We start from the raw sequence: 15,988 nt of genomic DNA, 5'->3' as shown, positions 1-15,988 counted from the left end.
CCTGCGCCACCGCTCGCACTAATTTATGCGGATTGATGGCGTGGCTGGAAGCGGGTAGCCGCCGGTGGCCATCCATCCCAAGAAACGACGAGGAGGAACCGGCATGAATACCGCCAATCTGCAGATGGAAGGCACGCTGCTCGCCCTGGCCGCCTTGTGCGAAGCGCTCCAGCGCAAGGGGGTGATGACCGGCGACGAGATCGCCCAGGCGCTCACTTGCGCCGAGGCGGGCATCTCGTCGCGCGCGCCGGGCATGAGCGAAGCCAATCGGGAAGCCATCCGCTTCCCGATACGCTTCCTGCGGCGCGCGATGGAGCGCGACGGCTCCGCGCTCGACTATGCCGCCATCGCCGCCGGCGTGGGGCGGACACGAGACGGCGCACGCTCAGGACCAGCCGAATAGTCCGACCTTCCGCTTCGTCCTCATGGTCCGATGGTCGCCTCCGGCCATCGCTCTGCGGACCGGATGATGACCGATACGGGGATCGTAACCCGCACGCTCCTTGCCGGATCACGGCTCCGCTCAACGGCGTCGTCGGCCGAGGTCGCCAATCTCCTTGAGCGCTTCTGCGCGGACCGCATAGTGGTAACCGATGCACGGGGTGCCCGGTCCGCTGTGTAGCCGGCTTGCGACGCGCCGTGCATCGAGGCTCCGGCAGGAAGGCGTGACCGCGCCGCCAGGCTATGGCGGGCGCTTCGGCTGCAGATACCGGGGGCGGAAACGTAGCCGCTGCGCGGATTGCCGAACGGCGCCGGCACACGCCGGAGAAGCGCTGGAATCCGCCCCGGTCGGCCGGCGCGATAGCGGTCCGCGGTCCATGACGCGGATCTCCGGTTCTTTCGTCATCTCGACATGGATAGGCGAGCCGTCCGGTGCGTGCATCGCGGCGCTTTCAATCAGCTTCGCCGCGGCGGGCCGCGCCCGACGCCACCTGTGGGCCCCGCCCCACGACAACTGCGGCGGACCGGCGCAAACGCTGCCGCATGAGGGCTTTGAACCCCGCACCAAGAGCAGACCGGCCATGCGACAACCGCATGCCCGCATAAGTTGACGCAGCGCGGCCAACGATATCACGAGTACCGTGGCCGATTGGTGACAGTGAGGGCGGCTCCTCACGCCTTTGTCTTTAGAAGCAGGCGAAATCGAAAAGAAATTTTGCTAGCTATGTGAAAGAAAGTCGCTCCCAACGCGGGCATAAGACTCGCCTGAGCATCTACATGACCCTCGGTAGCCTCATGCACGTGAATTCGCGTCTTCACTTCGCGCTGGATTTCGACGGAACCATCTGCCCCATCGATACCACCGACTTCCTGCTGGAGAGTTTTGCCGAGCCGGAATGGCGGGCCATCGAGGACCGCTGGCAGGCGGGGGAAATCTCGTCGCGCGCCTGCCTTGCGGCACAGGTCGCGCTGATCCGCGCCAGCGAGGAGGAGGTTCGTCGCGCCCTCGCTACTGTCACGCTGGATCCCGACGTGCCGCTCTTCGTCGACGCCGCACGCCGGTATGGCGCCGATGTCTCCGTGGTCTCCGACGGGTTTGACGTCTCCCTGCTTCCCTTGCTGGCCGCCGCCGGCCTCGATTTGCCGGTCACCTGCAACCAGATGCTGCCGGTCGGCGAGAACCGCTGGGCGGCGCGCTTCAGCAATGGCGCCGAAGGCTGCGGCAGCGGCACCTGCAAATGCGCCGCCACCGGCTCCAGGCAACCTCTGGTGCTTATCGGCGACGGACGGTCCGATTTTTGCCTTGCTCGGCGCGCCGATTTCGTTTTCGCCAAAGGGAGCCTTGCCGCCTTCTGCGTGGACGAGTCGTTGCCGCATCTGGCGATCACCGGCTTTGCCGACGTCCTTGCTTTCCTGCCCGCACTCATCGCGGAGATGAGCCCCACCCTGCCGGTATCCACCGGAACTTCGTTCGAGGATCTCAATGCTTGACCGTAACCTGACTTCCACCCAGACGTCGAGCGAGAGCGAACGCGAGCGCCTCTACGCGCTTGAAGCCGAATACTGCTCCTATGGAGACACGGTTCACTATACGGAAGTGCCGAAGATCTTCGAGCGATGCGAAGGTTCGTTCATTTACGACGACGACGGCCAGCAGTTTCTCGACCTTCAGATGTGGTATTCGGCGGTCAACTTCGGCTACGCCAATCCCCGCCTCAATGAAGCCCTGAAGCGTCAGATCGACCGGCTGCCGCAGGTCGCCAGCCAGTATCTCCACAGGGAGAAGATCGAGCTCGCCGCCGAGATCGCCATCGGCGCGCAGGAGCGCTTCGGCCAGAAAGGCCGCGTGCATTTCAATGTCGGTGGCGCGCAGGCGGTCGAGGATTCGCTCAAGATCGTGCGCAACGCCTCGAACGGGAAGAGCCTGATGTTTGCCTTCGAGGGCGGCTATCACGGCCGCACGCTGGGCGCCTCCGCCATCACCTCGTCCTATCGCTACCGCCGCCGCTATGGCCATTTCGGCGAGCGCGCCCAGTTCATCGAGTTCCCCTATCACTTCCGCGGCCCGCGCGGCATGTCGAAGGAGGAATATGGCGAGCTCTGCGTGAAGAAGTTCGAGCGCCTGTTCGAGAGCGAATATAACGGCGTGTGGGACCCCAAGGTCGGCCAGGCGGAATATGCCGCCTTCTATGTCGAGCCGATCCAGGGCACCGGCGGCTACGTGATTCCGCCGCCGAACTTCTTCCCCGAACTGAAACGCGTGCTCGACAAGCACGGCATCCTGTTGGTGGTGGACGAGATCCAGATGGGTTTCTACCGCACCGGCAAACTGTGGTCGATCGAGCATTTCGGCGTCACGCCCGACGTGCTGGTGTTCGGCAAGGCGCTGACCAACGGCCTCAACCCGCTCTCCGGCATCTGGGCGCGCGAGGAGCTGATCAACCCGACCGTGTTCCCGGCCGGTTCAACCCACTCGACCTTCAACGCCAATCCGCTGGGCACCGCGGTGGCGCTCGAAGCCATGCGCATGATGCGCGAGGATGATTACGAGACCACCGTCCCGGCCAAGGGCGCCTATTTCCTTGACGGCCTGAGGGCGCTCAAGGAGAAGCACAGGATCGTCGGCGATGTCGACGGCCTGGGCCTCGCCCTGCGCATCGAGATCTGCGAGCCTCATGACAGCTATACGCCGTCCAAGAAGCTGGTCGACCTCATGGTCGACGAGGCGCTGAAGGGCGATCTGGTCCATGGCGGCGAGCGCTATGGCCTGGTGCTCGACATCGGCGGTTACCATAAAAACGTGATCACGGTGGCGCCGGCGCTCACGATTTCCTATGAGGAGATCGATCTCGCTCTCGCCCTGCTCGATCAGCTCTTCGAGCGGGTTACACCCCGGTGACCTCGATGCGCATACGCCTCCTCGATACGGACGGGTCGCTTGCGGCCCAGCCCGGCTTGGTTGCGGCATGCACTCAATCGGGCGGCGACGTCATCGCCGCTCGCGACCTTGCCCCTCGTCTGCGGCTGCTCGCCTCGGAAGAGGCGCTCACCGCGCTGGACGCGCGCCTCGGCGCCCCCGCCGCGGGCGACATCCACTTCATCGGCTCGGGCGATTTCCACCACCTGTCGCTGCTGCTCGTGAAGCGGCTGAATCAGCCGGTGAGCATCATCCATTTCGACAACCACCCGGACTGGATCCGCTTCCCCTCAAATCTGAACTGCGGATCGTGGGTGGCGCGGGCACTGGAACTGCCCCAGGTGCTGCGGGTCGTCACGCTCGGCCCGGCCAGCGCCGACATTGAGGCACCGCAGCTCCGTGGCGGGGCGGTCGGCGCGCTGCGCTCGGGACGCCTCGAACTGCACCCTTGGTTCGACGGCGCCACCTTCTATGCCGGCCCCTCCTTTGAGAATGCCGGCGCGCACGGCACCGGCGGTCTCGCGCGCAATGGTCTGCGCTGGCGGGGTCTGGCGGAGGATGACTGGAGCGGTCGCGTCGCCGGCATCGCCGATCGGCTGCCCGACGCGCCGGTCTGGGTCAGCCTCGACAAGGACGTGCTCACCTCCGCCGAGGCGGTGACCAATTGGGATCAGGGCCAGCTGCGGCTCGATGCCGTGCTGGAGGCGATCGACCTCATCGCCGCCCGGCGCCCGGTCATCGGCATGGATGTCTGCGGCGATTACTCGCCGGAGGGATCGCTGGGGATCGTCCGCTCGCTGCTCGCCCGGCTCGACCGCGACCAGCGCCCCGTGCCGCCGGACGCCGGCATCGCCGTCAACGAAGCGACCAATCTGCGCATCCTCTCGGCGATGGAGGCGGTGCTGCAATGACCCTGGAGCTCGTTGCGCTGTTCGCGCTCTCCGTCGCCTGCGACGTCATCGGCCAGATTGCCTTCAAGCTGGGGGCAGACAATATTCCCGCGCCGGAAGGCGGCCGATGGGGCGCCTTCCTTCGCTCGCTGGTGGCGACTCCCTGGCTGCTGGCCGGAATCGGCATATATGTTGCCGAATTCGTCATCTGGATTCGTATCCTGGCACTGGTGCCGCTTTCGATCGCTTTTCCGCTCGCCAGCCTGAACATTCTCGGTGTCCTGGCTGCCAGCCATCTGTTTCTCGGCGAGAGACTGGGCCGGAACCATTGGGCAGGAGCGCTGCTCATCATGGCGGGCATCGTTCTTGTCGCCAGCGAGTTGTGAGGAAGGCACGTGGTGAAGGCCGTGGCCGATCATTCCATTCTTTACGAGCGCGGTCCGGTCGGCGTGCTGCTCATCCACGGGCTTGGCGGCACTCCGGTGGAGATGCGGGACATTGCGCGCCGGCTCGCGGCGGCCGGCTACAGCGCCATGTGCTGCCAGCTGGCCGGCCATTGCGGCACTGAGGACGATCTGACCGCCACCGGCTTCGAAGACTGGTACGACAGCGCCGTCGACGCGCTGCACGAGCTTGAGAAGCGTTGCTCGACCATTCTCGTTGGCGGGCTCTCCATGGGCGCCGTGCTGGCGGCGCTGGTGGCGGCGCGCCAGCCGCAGCGCGTGCGCGGCCTCGTCATGCTGGCGCCGACCCTGACCTATGATGGCTGGTCGATCCCGAAATACAGCTTCCTGCTGCGGCTGTTCATCAACACGCCTTTCGGCCGGCGCTACCGCTTCGAGGAGCGCGAACCCTACGGGCTGAAGGACGAGCGCACCCGGGCGATGGTCGCCTATTCGATGCGCCACGGCAGCAGCGCCGAGGCCGGCCTGCTCGCCACCCCGGCCATGGCGCTGCGGGAACTGTGGCGGCTCACGGCGAAGATCAAGCCGATGCTGCCGCTCATCCGCCAGCGCACGCTGGTCGTGCACGCGCGGCACGACGACATCGCCAGCCTCGACAATGCGATCACGCTGCAGCGTCGCCTCGGCGGCGTGGTCGATACCATGGTGCTGGAGGACAGCTACCACCTCGTCACCGTGGACCGGCAGCGTCACCTCGTGGGCGAGCGGGTGGTTGAGTTCGTCGGCCGCATCGCCCGGGACATCGAGACCGAGCGCGCCGAGCCGACGGGCTGGGCGAGTCCGGCCACCGCCGCCAAGCTTGGAGCCGCTGCGGCGGCAGAGGCGGGTGCGGTATCGGGCGCGCTGGAGCCCCCCGACCTTGTGCCCGGCCTTGGATCGGCCGCGCTGGCCTCCGTCGGAGCGGGCCATGGCTCATGAGCCATTATCGCTCAGCTTGCCGGCCGGCGAGAGGCACGCCTCCCGGCGAGCGACGGATCCCCAAGATGCCGGCGTGACGGCGGCCTCCAGGGGGGCCGGCGGCGCGCGTCGTGTCCATATCCATGCCGGCGTCTCAGCTCTGTCCCGACAGGACTGGACGTTGTGTCGCCCGGACGATGCCGAGGGCTGGGACTATCTCGTCGCCTGCGAAACAGGGACGCCCGCGACCTTCCGCCTGTCGGCGGCGAGCGTCGACGATTCCCATGGCTTTCTCGGCGCCCTGCCGCTGTTCACCGTGGGCTATCCGCTCGACACCCCGTTCCAGGACGAGAGCGAGGCGCCGCCCTCCACCTCGCTGTCCGGCCGTCTCGCTCGCCTGGGGCGCTCCGCCGCCCGCGCGCTGCTGCGTGGTCAGGAATGGCGGCTGCTGGCCATCGGCTCGCCTTTCGCCGAGAATTGCCCGGTCGCGTTGCGGCCCTCGCTCGGCAAGCAGGAGCGCGACACCGTTCTCGCGGATTTGCTGCGAGGTGTCGAGGCGGAGGCTCGGCGACAGAAGGCCGGCCTGATCGCCGTCAAGGACATCGATCCGCCGGAAATGGAACGGATCGGCCCCGCCCTCGCCGCGGCCGGGTATGTGCCGCTGGAAAGCCTGCCGCACGCGGTGCTGGACCTTGCCGGCACTTCCGGGGTCGACGACTGGCTGGCCCGGCTTTCCCCGGCCACTCGCAAGGACCTGCGGCGCAAGCTGAAGCGCGCCGACCGGGTGACGGTCGAATGGCGCAATTCCATTGCCGGGCTGGAGGACGAGGTTCGCGCCCTCTATGACGCGACCCGGGCGCAGAGCCATGTGCGTTACGGCGATTTCGAGGATCTGCCCGCCGGCTACTTCGAGCGCATCGCCGCCGTCCAGCCGGAGCGCACGCTGTTCGCCTTCTATCGGATCGACGGCCGGCTGGCCGCCTTCAACCTGCTGCTGGTCGAACCGGACCGGATCATCGACAAGTTCCTCGGCATGGCCTATCCGCTGGCCCGCGACCATGATCTCTATGCGGTGAGCTGGGCGGAAAACGTGAAACTATGCCAGCGCCTCGGCCGGCGCTTCCTGCAGACGGGGCAGACCGCCTATGCCTCCAAGCTGCGCTATGGCAGCGGCCTGCGCCCCTCCACGATCATGGTGAAGCATCTGAATCCCGTCCTGAACATGCTGGTGCGCCTCGCCGTGCCGTGGCTTGGCTTTCCGCGCTGGGATCCCGATCTCGTCGCGCATCAGCGTCGTGGGCGCGCAGGATGATCGCCACCTCGCTCCGTTTTCCCGTTCTGGTCGGGGTGTATCTGCTGGTCGACACCGGCACGCAGATCGCCTTCGAGGCGACGTCGCGCGCCATCGGCGACATGCCCATCAGCCCGGCCTTCCTGCAGGCGGTGGCGCAGTCGCCGGCAAGCTGGGTGGCGGCGCTCATGTATTTCGCCACCTATGCCTCGTGGATCCTGATCTTGAAATACTGCTCGCTGGGCAAGGCGTTTCCGCTGACGACGCTGAGCTATGTCACGGTGCCGCTGGCGAGTTGGCTGATTTTTAACGAAGGCGTGGGGCTTGTGCCGGCGGTGGGAATCGCACTGATTCTCGCTGGGGTCTGGCTGATCGGGCCCCAGGACGAACAAGGGGCTGATCAAGCCCATCCAGCCGCGCCGGAAACAGCGGCGTCTTCCACGGGAGTGAAATCATGCGCCGATCTCTGATCCTGCCCGCCCTGGCGGCCCTGTCGCTCGTCGCCGCCGCCACCGCCGCCAAGGCCGCGCCGGAAGACATTAGCGGCGTGTGGCTGACCGATGACGGGCAAGGCGCGGTCGAGATCGCGCCGTGCGGCGGAGCGGTCTGCGGACGGATCGTGTGGCTGAAGACGCCGACGATGAACGGCCAGCCGCTGCGCGACGCGCGCAATCCCAACGCCTCGGCGCGCAACCAGACGATCTGCGGCCTGCGCGTGCTCGGCGACCTGCAGCCCAAGGGCAACCGCTACGAGGGCGGATGGATCTACGATCCGGAAACCGGCAGCCGCTACCGCCTCTCCGCCGAACCCAGGAAGAACGGGCGGCTGGCGATCATCGGCTTCGTCGGCCTCGAGGCGCTTGGCGAAACGATGGAATGGAGCCGCGCGCCGGCAAGCCTCGGCCGCTGCAGCTGAAGGCTTCCGCGGGAAGGCCGCTCTATAGCCGTCCAGGGTGCCTGAAGCCGCGTTCCGAGACGCCGTTGGCCGCTATACCGGGACGGCATGGCGGTGGCGCGGATGCGCCGTCGGCGACGCGGATCGGCCTGCGTGCCAGCGTCTCAACTGTTGCCACAGTCACGCCTTAGCCTTGCCAAGGTGATCGGCCGTCAGCGTTGCCGTGACGCGACCGGAGGGTGACGCCATGCCCAGTATAGCCAAATGCCGACCCACCTCTCCCGATGCGCGACCATCTGCCCGCGCAGGGCGGGGCGTGTTTCGCGTGATTGACCGCGCCACCACCAGCAGGCCGCCTTAGGCGCCGCATCAAGGAGCGGAGCGCCGGGTTTCCCGCGCTTCTCCGCAGCACAACGAAGCTGCGAAAGGGGAGAACGTCATGGAGCACCTTGTCCCACAATCCTCGTCCGATCCCTTCGCCTGGATGCGGGCGGCACAGCTTGAGGCGATGGACGAGTTGCGCGGCGTCCAGGCGCGCGCTCTGGATCTGTTCGGCTTCGGGTCCCACGAATGCCCTTATGACGTCATCGCCGCCGGACCGCATTGGCGGCTCCGTCGCTATCGCGGCGGTGGCGATGCCCCGCCGCTGCTGTTCGTGCCGGCACCGATCAAGCGCCCCTATGTCTGGGACCTCACCCCGAAAGTCAGCGTGGTGCGCTTTTGCCTCGAGCGCCCTTTCGCGGTGCATCTGCTCGAATGGCTCCCCCCGAAAGGCAGCGACAGCCCGGCCGGCATCGCCGACTACGTGCAGGCACTGCTCTCCGCCTCCCGCACCGTTGCTGACCGGCATTCCGGCAAAGTCCCCATCATCTTGGGGCATTCGCTCGGCGGCACGCTCGCCGCCATCGCCTGTGCTCTTCAGCCGGGCGCCACATGCGGCCTGGTACTGCTCGGCGCCCCGCTCAGCTTCGCGCCCGGCTCCAGCGCGTTTCGCGATGTCGTCGTCGAGCAGAAGACCGAAACGCCGGAGGACAGCGCCGTCCCCGGCTCGCAATTGTCGCAATGCTGCGCCCTGCTCGCGCCGGCGACCTTCGTCTGGTCGCGCTGGATGGATGCCGCGCTCAGCGTCGCCGATCCGGCCGCGCTGGACCTCCACATCCGTGTCGAGCGTTGGGCGCTGGACGAGGTGCCGCTCCCCGGCCGGCTGGTGCACGAGATCGTTCGATGGCTCTACCGGGAGGATCGCTTCCGCCGTGGCCGCATCGAGCTTGAAGGACGCCGGCTCGGCCCGCCGGATCTGCGCGTGCCCGTGCTCGCCCTGGTCAACCCGTCGGACGAGATCGGTCCCCGCGCCGCGGTCGCGCCGTTTTTCGTCGAGATGGCGACTAACGATACCTGCATCATCGAGCACCCGCCGGAGGTCGGCGTCGGGCTCCAGCACCTCGCCATCCTCGCCGGGCGGCGGGCGCATGCCGAGACCTGGCCGCAGATCGCGGCCTGGATCGACGCCCGCGCCGGCAATGTCAGCCCGGCACCGCCAGCCCGCCGGCGATGAGCCTGGCCCAGACGTCCTCGGCGGTATCGGCGAACTGGAACAGCTCGCACTCGCTTTCGTCGATCATGCCGTTGTCGACCAGGGCTCGGAAGTTGATCACCGAGCGCCAATAGGTCTCGTCGAACAGCACGATGCACACCGGCTGCGACTTGTTGGTCGCCCGCAGATTGAGGATTTCGAACAATTCGTCGAGCGTGCCGAAGCCGCCGGGAAACATCACCAGCGCCTGCGCCCGCATGGCAAGGTGCATCTTGCGCATGGCGAAGTAGTGGAACCGGAAGGTGAGCTGCGGCGTGGTGTAGGGGTTTGGACCCTGCTCATGCGGCAGGCTGATGTTGAAGCCGATGCTCGGTGCCGCGGCCTCGAAGGCGCCGCGATTGGCGGCCTCCATCAATCCCGGGCCGCCGCCGGTGGCGATCACATTGTCCCGCACCCCGCCATCGCCCAGGCCGAGCGCCCCGCCGCGCTCGGAGGCAATCCGCCCGAAGCGGCGCGCCTGCTCATAGAAAAAGGGCTGCCGCCCCGGCCCATTCTCGCGCACGCGCGCCGAGCCGAACACCACCACGGTGGAGCGAATGCGCCAGCGCCGCAGTTCCTCCTCAGCCTTGGCATATTCGAGCAGGAAACGTACGCCCCGCATCGAATCGCCGAGGAGGAAATCCTGGTCAAGGGCCGGAAGCCGGTAGCTCGGCAGCGCCGTCCTGTCGTCGCTCACGTCATGTTCTCTCTCTGATCACCGGCCAGCCGGCAGGGCCGATCGTCGTACATCGGCTTGGTAGAGCGAAACGATGGCGGATGCAGCCGTGGAATGCCGCCACGACGTCGGAATTGATCGGTCCGCCCTCCCGACCGTGCCGGGCGCCTGACCCGCGACGACCTCCGCCGCGGTGCTTCGGTGTCGCTGCTGCCGGCTTCGTGATCGGCATCGACGCGGCTGCGGCATGCCTCCTCTTGCCCTTCGACCACCTCCACCTACATCAGCGCGGCGAGCCGCAAATGGCCGCCAGAGGTGCAGATATGCCGTCGCGTTTTATCCGTTTCGATCCCGACACCATCCATTTGCTCGACCGATGCATGACCAAGGCGCAGGAGATCGCCGCAACCCTGGAGACGGAAACCGACAGCCCGGATATGCGCACCCGCCTGGCCTCGGCTCTCATCGAGGCCTTCGGCCTCGGCGAGAAGGACGAGGAGCATCTGGTGGAATTTGCGCTGCGGGTGCTGCCGGCCTATCGCGAGCGGCAGCTTCGTCAATGAACGCGCTTCATCCGGCCCGGCGGAAGAGCCAGGATGCGTAACGCGGCGTCCGGAATGGGCGGTCGCGGCACGGCCGGCGGGCGCGGGGCGCGGGCGACAGCGGGGCCGTGGCTGTAACACGCCCTCCCCGCACGCCGGGCACATGTCGAGCCGGAAAGCGTGCCGTTATTCGGCGGGCTGGCCCGCCTCGGCGAGAACGGGCCTGCGCTCGACATTGGCCGCCGCGGCCGCCGCCAATGTGCCCTCGAAGACCTTGCCGATGATCGGGCCGACACCGCCGCTCCTGGTAAGTTTCGGCCATATGGCGGCGTTGCGTATCATCGCCTCCAGGGTCTTGCGAATGAGGAAGCCCGACGGGGCGACATGCCCCTGCCCCCAATTGCAGGAGAAGTACCAGATGCCGCCGGCGACATGCCTGTTCACCGACGCCTGCGGCAGGCTGCGGATCTTCCCCGTGATGGAACGCAGGAACGGCTCGGCATGCTTTTTAACATGGCCGTCCGAAAGGTTTTGCGTATAAAGAACCGTGTTGCCGCGATAATATTTACTGTATAAATGGACCAGACTTGCGCCGGTAAGCTTGGGCAAATTATTGTAGATGTCCGTTTCCGACGTGAGGCCAAAGCATAGGTTTGCGTATTTCCCGACAATGGTCTTCTCGTATTTCCGAATGTCGGTCTGGGGATTCCACACATAGGTGAGCGATTGCGGATAATGCACCGCCATGGCCATGGCCGCGAACCCGCCGCCGGAAGGTCCGCAGAAGATCAGGCGCGAGGCCTGTGTCGCGTGGGCGATCTTGTCGATGATCGGACGAAGAATCTGCTGCAGCGGCATGCCGGTCGCGCCCGCATACCAGCCGATGCTGAGGCTTTCATCGGCATAGAGAGACGGGTCGGAGAAGGAAACGAAACTCGCTCCCAGCCCGCTCATGACACGGATGCCATGAAACACCGGAACGGTGGGGTAGGATGTCCGCGAGATCAGTCCGTTGAAGAAAATCAGAAGCGGTCGGCCCTTTTCAGCCGAGAGATAAAAATCAATCGGGAAGCGCTCTCCCCAGACCGAATGAACACCATCTTTCAAATCGGCGGATACGAACTCGTCCACGTTCCGATGATTGGAGACGTCAGCCTGATAAAATTCCAACGACCGCCCGCGAATATTTTCGTCAAACATTATGCGCCCCGCCGCCTTCTTTCCTGAAACGCCAATGCAACGTCAGCAATTCGCATTTCGGCAAAAATTTCTATAATAAGATCTATATTACGTCTGATACCGGCAAGAAGTTTATGTGGATTCCCAAGTTATGGAACCATTTCCCTAGAGACAAGGCAATAGGAACAAAGGCCACGCCTACCGTCCCGAACGGAGTTTTCCGCCGCGCGCACCGTGCCGCGGAACGGGGCTCCGCGATCGAGCGAGAGAGCACGCCATCGCGCAGCGTCACATTCGGAACGCATTGAAGCGCTACACGATTCATGTCGCAGTTGCGGCCACGCCCTGTCGGAAGACGCAGGGCTTCTTCACTCAAATCGACGCTCCAGCGTCAGCCGCCGACTTCCGTCGGACCGGCACAAGGGACTTATGCACACTCACAACTCTCGCCGACCCGCCACTTCCTCCCAGCCCAGCCCTGCGCCCACCGTCATCCGCTCCAGCCCTGACTGGAAACCCGAGCCTTGCGGCCTGACGCGCGAGCAGATCCGCGCCATCGTCATCGAACAGATCGGCTGACGCGCGCCCGCTTGCAGGCAAGACCCCGCAGATTGGCCGCCAAGACGCCCTTGATCCCATCAACGGCTTGAACCGGCGGCCGGCTGCCCCTTATAGCAGTCCTCCAGCACCCGCCGGTGCGAGACGATGGAGGCCCGCTTGGACGGCGAAGAACTCAGAAAAATCCTGTGCCGCCTGGAAGCGGGAATGGTGCTCAGCGTGCCGGATGCGTGGATCGAGCGCACCATCGCCGGGTCCCGCGTCACCCGCGCCCGTCTCGTCGATGACATTGCGCGCCAATATCACTGCATCTGTCATCAGGATCCCGGCGCCCAGAGATTTGAAAGGCTCGACTTTCCGGCAACGGGATGAAGCGAACGTCAGGGGCAACCGGGCGCAGCCGGCGTTGCCGCGGCGCGGCGCCACGACGTCGAGACCGCCGCTCGGCTGGTGCAGGTGGCACCGACTGGCGTCGCAGGCGGGAGACTCCCCCGTAAGCTGGGCACCGGCAGCACGAGCAGGACTGTAGATGGCAGCCGGGACAGCTGCGCGACGAAGCAATCCAAGCAACATTGCCGCTTTTTAACGCTCCGGACGCCTTTGAAATGGCCTCGCAATTCGGCTGCGAAGCTTTATCTTTTGATTCGTGAGCAAGAAGAACCTGATCAAGCTGAAGGTCGCCAGGGGCCGGCCACTTGAGCAAGTAGCGGCGCTGCCATTTCGGGTCACATCCGAGGGGCGGCTAGAGGTGATGCTTGTGAGCTCTCGCGATACACATCGCGCGGTCATCCCGAAGGGGTGGCCAATGAAGAAGCACCGGGACTGGAAAGCCGCGGAAATCGAGGCGCGGCAAGAGGCTGGCCTGATCGGCACCATCGGCCGCAAACCCATTGGCGACTACCGCTACTGGAAACGGCTCCAGGGCCATTTCGCGCTGGTGAAAGTCGCGGTCTTTCCCCTTGCCGTCTCCCGGCAGCTTGACGAGTGGCCCGAGCGCCATGAGAGGGAGCAGCGCTGGATGTCGCCCGGCAGCGCGGCTCTGCTGGTCGACGAACCTGATCTGGCCACGCTGATCACCGATTTCGCGACGTCCTCTACGTGGATCAAATCGGCTCCCCGCTCGCCCTCCAGGCCGTCCGACCGGTCGCAGCAGGAACCGTCACTTCACCCATAGCCGGCGGAAGCCTCCTGCATTCATTGCCGGCGCTTTTCCGGACGTCACGGCGGCGTTCGGGCATCGGGAAGAGCGGAGGCGTTGGAAGGCCCCTACTGGGCTTTCACCCATAGCGGCACGATGGCGAGCAGCGGCGGCAGTGCGAACGCCCACATATCCACGCCGATATAGAGCCCGGCCGCGACGAGGCATCCGAGCGCGAAGGCCGCGACCGAAGGAACCATCCGCTTTATCCGCGCGATGGCCTCACGCCGGGCGTCGGCCGGTACACGCTGGATGAGCGAGGCCACGTCCAGCATGATCTGGGTCGTGGTCAGGGTCATCACCGTAGTGGGTGGCGCACTGGCAAGATAAAGCCGATGGGTGGCGTTCTGCATCGCCATCGCCCCCACCAGCACCATGCCGGTCGCGAGCGCGTCCCAGGCGTCGCCATCCGCGAAGGGACCGAAATGGATCGCCAGCGCCGCGGCAAGGATCAGCAGCGCGGCCTTCAAGCACAGCAGGATGCGGAAGGCCGGCAGCGAGCGGTTCTGCAGCGCGCCGGCCAGAAGCTGCGTCAGCACGACCACGCCACAGAACACCGGCAGCGCCAGCAGTTTGGCCACCGCTCCCGACGTGCCGTGTGTAAGCGAGGCACCGAAGGTGACGAAGTTGCCGGTCACATGCGTGGTGAACAGCCCATGCAGGGATAGGAAGCCGAGGGTATCGACATAGCCGCCGTTGAGGCTCAGCAGCAGAGGCGTGCGTTTCAGTTCCATCCGCCAAGCCTATCACGCGCCACCGGGCGGGAAAGCCGATCCGACATCATGTGCCCGCATTCCCTCGTCGAATCGCCCACTCCGGCGCGCGGCACGGCCCCGCCCGCGCCTCGCAAGGGCGTTCGAGCCCGCTTTCCTGCCGACGAGCCCGCCGCTCACGATCCCCGTTCGAACGGATATGGCGAGCCGGCAGTTTTATGGCTATTGACTTCCGTAATCGGCCGCACACTGCCGCCCCGTCTTCCAAGGACCGCTGAATGATCGATCCGTTCGCCTTGATTTCCGGTTTCGTCATCCTCTGTATTGCCGCCTTGATAGCCTTTGTGGTCAGGAGACTTGTTCCTGCAGCCCTGCTCATCGGCGCCCTGGTGGTGCTTGCCTCTGCTGCCGCCGTGAAGTTCGGCATGTTCGATGATTTCGCGCCGCTGCTGGTCATTTACGTAAATGGCGGCCTGATGGGCGGCCTGGGCGGCTTCCTGTTCGCCAAGAAGGCGGCCGAGCAGCGCGACTGAAGCTCCCTCCTCCGCATCGGCGGGCGGCTTCGCATGAGCCTGTCTCACGCGAGCGGGAGATAGGCCTCGACGAGCTCCGTCCAGAAGGCGGCGCCGATCGGCAGCAGGTCGTCGTTGAAATTATAGCCGGGATGGTGGAGCGGCCGGTCCTTTTCGGAGCTGCGCCCGCCGAGGAAGAAATAGCTGCCCGGCCGCTCCTTCAGCATATAGGCGAAGTCTTCGCTCCCCATGCTCGGGCGGGGCATCTCGGTCACCTGCCCGGCGCCGGCAAATCGCACCGCCAGGTTCCGCAGGAAGTCGGTTTCGGCCGTGTGGTTGATGGTGGCGTCGTAGCTGCGCAGATAGTCCACGCTGGCGCGCATGCCATAGCTCTCCGCCTGCCGTTCGGCGATCAGCCGGATCCGGCGCTCCAGTTCGTCGCGCACCGCCGGATCGAAGGAGCGGATGCCGACGACCAGCTCGGCGCGTTCCGGGATGACGTTGCTGGCCGATCCGGCATGGAAGGCGCCCACCGTCACCACGGTCGGATCGAGCGGGTGGATGTTGCGGGAGACGATGGTCTGCAGCGCCATGACGATGGAAGCGCCGGCGACCACCGGGTCCGCCGTCGACTGCGGCTCCGCCCCGTGGCCGCCGAGCCCGTGGACGGTGATGCGGCACTCGTCCACCGCCGCCATGATCGGCCCGTCCCGGAAGGCGAATGTGCCGAAGGGCAGATCCGGGTCGTTGTGGAGCGCGAACACAGCGTCGCAGGGGAAGCGGTCGAACAGCCCCTCCTCGACCATGATGCGGGCGCCGCCGAAATTCTCCTCCGCCGGCTGGAAGATGAGGTGCACGGTGCCGTCGAAGTTGCGACGCTCGGCGATGGCACGGGCGGCGCCCAGCAGCATGGCGGTGTGGCCGTCATGGCCGCAGGCATGCATCAGGCCCGGCGTGGTGCTGGCATAGGGAAGGCCGGTCTCCTCGAGGATCGGCAGCGCGTCGATATCGGCGCGGATGCCGATCGACCGCCGGCCGGTGCCGTTGGACAGCGTGGCGACGAGCCCGGTCCTGGCGAGGCCGCGCGACACCGTGTAGCCGAGGCCGGCCAGTTCGCGGGCGATGAGGTCCGAGGTCCGCACCTCCTCCAGCCCGAGCTCGGGATGGGCATGCAGGTCCCGGCGCAGCGCGACCAATTCCGGCATCGCATTGGTGAGCAATGCGCGAACGTTCATCTCAGGC

Annotated in this window: 18 protein-coding genes and 1 pseudogene; 14 read left to right on the top strand and 5 right to left on the bottom strand. The window is 66.0% G+C overall.

Features of this window, described 5'->3' with window-relative positions; all coding sequences use genetic code 11:
• Positions 1-103: 103 nt before the first annotated feature.
• Positions 104-403 (top strand): hypothetical protein, encoded by a 300-nt coding sequence (locus J2X65_RS13230; protein WP_310201686.1) that lies wholly within the window; start codon positions 104-106, stop codon positions 401-403.
• 135 nt (positions 404-538) lie between these two features.
• Here J2X65_RS13230 and J2X65_RS13225 read toward each other — a convergent pair.
• Positions 539-750: pseudogene (locus J2X65_RS13225) on the bottom strand (N-acetylglucosaminyltransferase); the annotation flags it as partial.
• Positions 751-1,218: 468 nt separating this feature from the next.
• Here J2X65_RS13225 and J2X65_RS13220 point away from each other — a divergent pair.
• The 9 genes from J2X65_RS13220 (at position 1,219) to J2X65_RS13180 (ending at position 9,350) form a co-directional block, all read left to right on the top strand.
• Positions 1,219-1,932 carry an HAD-IB family phosphatase gene (locus tag J2X65_RS13220; RefSeq protein ID WP_310201683.1) on the top strand — a complete coding sequence of 238 codons (714 nt, stop codon included), beginning with the start codon at positions 1,219-1,221 and terminating at the stop codon, positions 1,930-1,932.
• The gene (locus J2X65_RS13215; protein ID WP_310201681.1) at positions 1,925-3,340 is read left to right on the top strand and encodes an aminotransferase class III-fold pyridoxal phosphate-dependent enzyme; all 1,416 of its coding nucleotides are present in this window, start codon (positions 1,925-1,927) and stop codon (positions 3,338-3,340) included. Before J2X65_RS13220 ends, J2X65_RS13215 begins: the two co-directional genes overlap by 8 nt.
• Positions 3,341-3,345: 5 nt before the next feature.
• Complete coding sequence (locus J2X65_RS13210; protein WP_310201679.1) at positions 3,346-4,269, top strand: hypothetical protein; 924 nt, start codon at positions 3,346-3,348, stop codon at positions 4,267-4,269.
• Positions 4,266-4,634, top strand: coding sequence for an EamA family transporter (locus tag J2X65_RS13205; RefSeq protein ID WP_310201677.1), 369 nt, complete (start codon positions 4,266-4,268; stop codon positions 4,632-4,634). The genes J2X65_RS13210 and J2X65_RS13205 overlap by 4 nt, the downstream gene beginning before the upstream one ends.
• Positions 4,635-4,643: 9 nt before the next feature.
• Positions 4,644-5,630, top strand: a complete 987-nt coding sequence (locus J2X65_RS13200; protein WP_310201675.1) for an alpha/beta fold hydrolase — start codon at positions 4,644-4,646, stop codon at positions 5,628-5,630.
• A gap of 160 nt (positions 5,631-5,790) precedes the next feature.
• Entirely contained in the window at positions 5,791-6,921 is a 1,131-nt protein-coding gene (locus J2X65_RS13195) for a GNAT family N-acetyltransferase (RefSeq protein WP_310201673.1), read from the top strand.
• Positions 6,918-7,370 (top strand): EamA family transporter, encoded by a 453-nt coding sequence (locus J2X65_RS13190; protein ID WP_310201671.1) that lies wholly within the window; start codon positions 6,918-6,920, stop codon positions 7,368-7,370. Before J2X65_RS13195 ends, J2X65_RS13190 begins: the two co-directional genes overlap by 4 nt.
• Positions 7,355-7,816 carry a DUF2147 domain-containing protein gene (locus J2X65_RS13185; protein ID WP_310201669.1) on the top strand — a complete coding sequence of 154 codons (462 nt, stop codon included), beginning with the start codon at positions 7,355-7,357 and terminating at the stop codon, positions 7,814-7,816. The genes J2X65_RS13190 and J2X65_RS13185 overlap by 16 nt, the downstream gene beginning before the upstream one ends.
• A 418-nt stretch (positions 7,817-8,234) precedes the next feature.
• Positions 8,235-9,350 carry an alpha/beta hydrolase gene (locus J2X65_RS13180; RefSeq protein ID WP_310201668.1) on the top strand — a complete coding sequence of 372 codons (1,116 nt, stop codon included), beginning with the start codon at positions 8,235-8,237 and terminating at the stop codon, positions 9,348-9,350.
• Here J2X65_RS13180 and J2X65_RS13175 read toward each other — a convergent pair.
• Positions 9,319-9,990 (bottom strand): TIGR00730 family Rossman fold protein, encoded by a 672-nt coding sequence (locus J2X65_RS13175; protein WP_310201891.1) that lies wholly within the window; start codon positions 9,988-9,990, stop codon positions 9,319-9,321. The two genes, J2X65_RS13180 and J2X65_RS13175, sit on opposite strands and share 32 nt — an antisense overlap.
• Before the next feature lie 275 nt (positions 9,991-10,265).
• Here J2X65_RS13175 and J2X65_RS13170 point away from each other — a divergent pair, with 275 nt between their 5' ends.
• Complete coding sequence (locus J2X65_RS13170) at positions 10,266-10,607, top strand: hypothetical protein (RefSeq protein ID WP_310201666.1); 342 nt, start codon at positions 10,266-10,268, stop codon at positions 10,605-10,607.
• 165 nt (positions 10,608-10,772) lie between these two features.
• Here the strand turns inward: J2X65_RS13170 and J2X65_RS13165 are convergent, their stop codons facing one another.
• Positions 10,773-11,786, bottom strand: a complete 1,014-nt coding sequence (locus J2X65_RS13165) for a hypothetical protein (RefSeq protein ID WP_310201664.1) — start codon at positions 11,784-11,786, stop codon at positions 10,773-10,775.
• A 696-nt stretch (positions 11,787-12,482) separates the two neighbouring features.
• Here J2X65_RS13165 and J2X65_RS13160 point away from each other — a divergent pair.
• Together J2X65_RS13160 and J2X65_RS13155 are read left to right on the top strand one after the other, a co-directional pair.
• Positions 12,483-12,695: a hypothetical protein gene (locus J2X65_RS13160; RefSeq protein WP_310201662.1), complete on the top strand. Its 213-nt coding sequence runs from the start codon at positions 12,483-12,485 to the stop codon at positions 12,693-12,695.
• Positions 12,696-13,128: 433 nt separating this feature from the next.
• A complete protein-coding gene (locus J2X65_RS13155; RefSeq protein WP_310201660.1) occupies positions 13,129-13,497 on the top strand; it encodes an NUDIX hydrolase in 369 nt (122 codons plus the stop codon).
• 92 nt (positions 13,498-13,589) lie between these two features.
• Here the strand turns inward: J2X65_RS13155 and J2X65_RS13150 are convergent, their stop codons facing one another.
• Positions 13,590-14,255 (bottom strand): YoaK family protein, encoded by a 666-nt coding sequence (locus J2X65_RS13150; RefSeq protein WP_310201658.1) that lies wholly within the window; start codon positions 14,253-14,255, stop codon positions 13,590-13,592.
• 257 nt (positions 14,256-14,512) lie between these two features.
• On the opposite strand from J2X65_RS13150, the gene J2X65_RS13145 reads away from it, so the two are divergent.
• Entirely contained in the window at positions 14,513-14,767 is a 255-nt protein-coding gene (locus tag J2X65_RS13145) for a hypothetical protein (protein WP_310201656.1), read from the top strand.
• Positions 14,768-14,811: 44 nt separating this feature from the next.
• Here the strand turns inward: J2X65_RS13145 and J2X65_RS13140 are convergent, their stop codons facing one another.
• Positions 14,812-15,981: a M20 aminoacylase family protein gene (locus J2X65_RS13140; protein WP_310201654.1), complete on the bottom strand. Its 1,170-nt coding sequence runs from the start codon at positions 15,979-15,981 to the stop codon at positions 14,812-14,814.
• Positions 15,982-15,988 lie beyond the last annotated feature (7 nt).

The sequence above is a fragment of the Ancylobacter sp. 3268 genome (assembly GCF_031456575.1).
Classification (GTDB): Bacteria; Pseudomonadota; Alphaproteobacteria; order Rhizobiales; family Xanthobacteraceae; genus Ancylobacter.
This window is presented reverse-complemented; position numbering and strand designations above follow the sequence as displayed.

What these genes read in the sequence shown, in the direction of transcription:
- J2X65_RS13155 (WP_310201660.1), top strand. Translation starts at nt 13,129, where the DNA reads ATGAAGAAGCACCGGGACTGGAAAGCCGCGGAAATCGAGGCGCGGCAA.
- J2X65_RS13165 (WP_310201664.1), bottom strand. Translation starts at nt 11,786, where the DNA reads ATGTTTGACGAAAATATTCGCGGGCGGTCGTTGGAATTTTATCAGGCT.
- J2X65_RS13140 (WP_310201654.1), bottom strand. Translation starts at nt 15,981, where the DNA reads ATGAACGTTCGCGCATTGCTCACCAATGCGATGCCGGAATTGGTCGCG.
- J2X65_RS13215 (WP_310201681.1), top strand. Translation starts at nt 1,925, where the DNA reads ATGCTTGACCGTAACCTGACTTCCACCCAGACGTCGAGCGAGAGCGAA.
- J2X65_RS13180 (WP_310201668.1), top strand. Translation starts at nt 8,235, where the DNA reads ATGGAGCACCTTGTCCCACAATCCTCGTCCGATCCCTTCGCCTGGATG.
- J2X65_RS13210 (WP_310201679.1), top strand. Translation starts at nt 3,346, where the DNA reads ATGCGCATACGCCTCCTCGATACGGACGGGTCGCTTGCGGCCCAGCCC.
- J2X65_RS13220 (WP_310201683.1), top strand. Translation starts at nt 1,219, where the DNA reads ATGACCCTCGGTAGCCTCATGCACGTGAATTCGCGTCTTCACTTCGCG.
- J2X65_RS13205 (WP_310201677.1), top strand. Translation starts at nt 4,266, where the DNA reads ATGACCCTGGAGCTCGTTGCGCTGTTCGCGCTCTCCGTCGCCTGCGAC.
- J2X65_RS13150 (WP_310201658.1), bottom strand. Translation starts at nt 14,255, where the DNA reads ATGGAACTGAAACGCACGCCTCTGCTGCTGAGCCTCAACGGCGGCTAT.
- J2X65_RS13185 (WP_310201669.1), top strand. Translation starts at nt 7,355, where the DNA reads ATGCGCCGATCTCTGATCCTGCCCGCCCTGGCGGCCCTGTCGCTCGTC.
- J2X65_RS13230 (WP_310201686.1), top strand. Translation starts at nt 104, where the DNA reads ATGAATACCGCCAATCTGCAGATGGAAGGCACGCTGCTCGCCCTGGCC.
- J2X65_RS13190 (WP_310201671.1), top strand. Translation starts at nt 6,918, where the DNA reads ATGATCGCCACCTCGCTCCGTTTTCCCGTTCTGGTCGGGGTGTATCTG.
- J2X65_RS13175 (WP_310201891.1), bottom strand. Translation starts at nt 9,990, where the DNA reads ATGCGGGGCGTACGTTTCCTGCTCGAATATGCCAAGGCTGAGGAGGAA.
- J2X65_RS13145 (WP_310201656.1), top strand. Translation starts at nt 14,513, where the DNA reads ATGATCGATCCGTTCGCCTTGATTTCCGGTTTCGTCATCCTCTGTATT.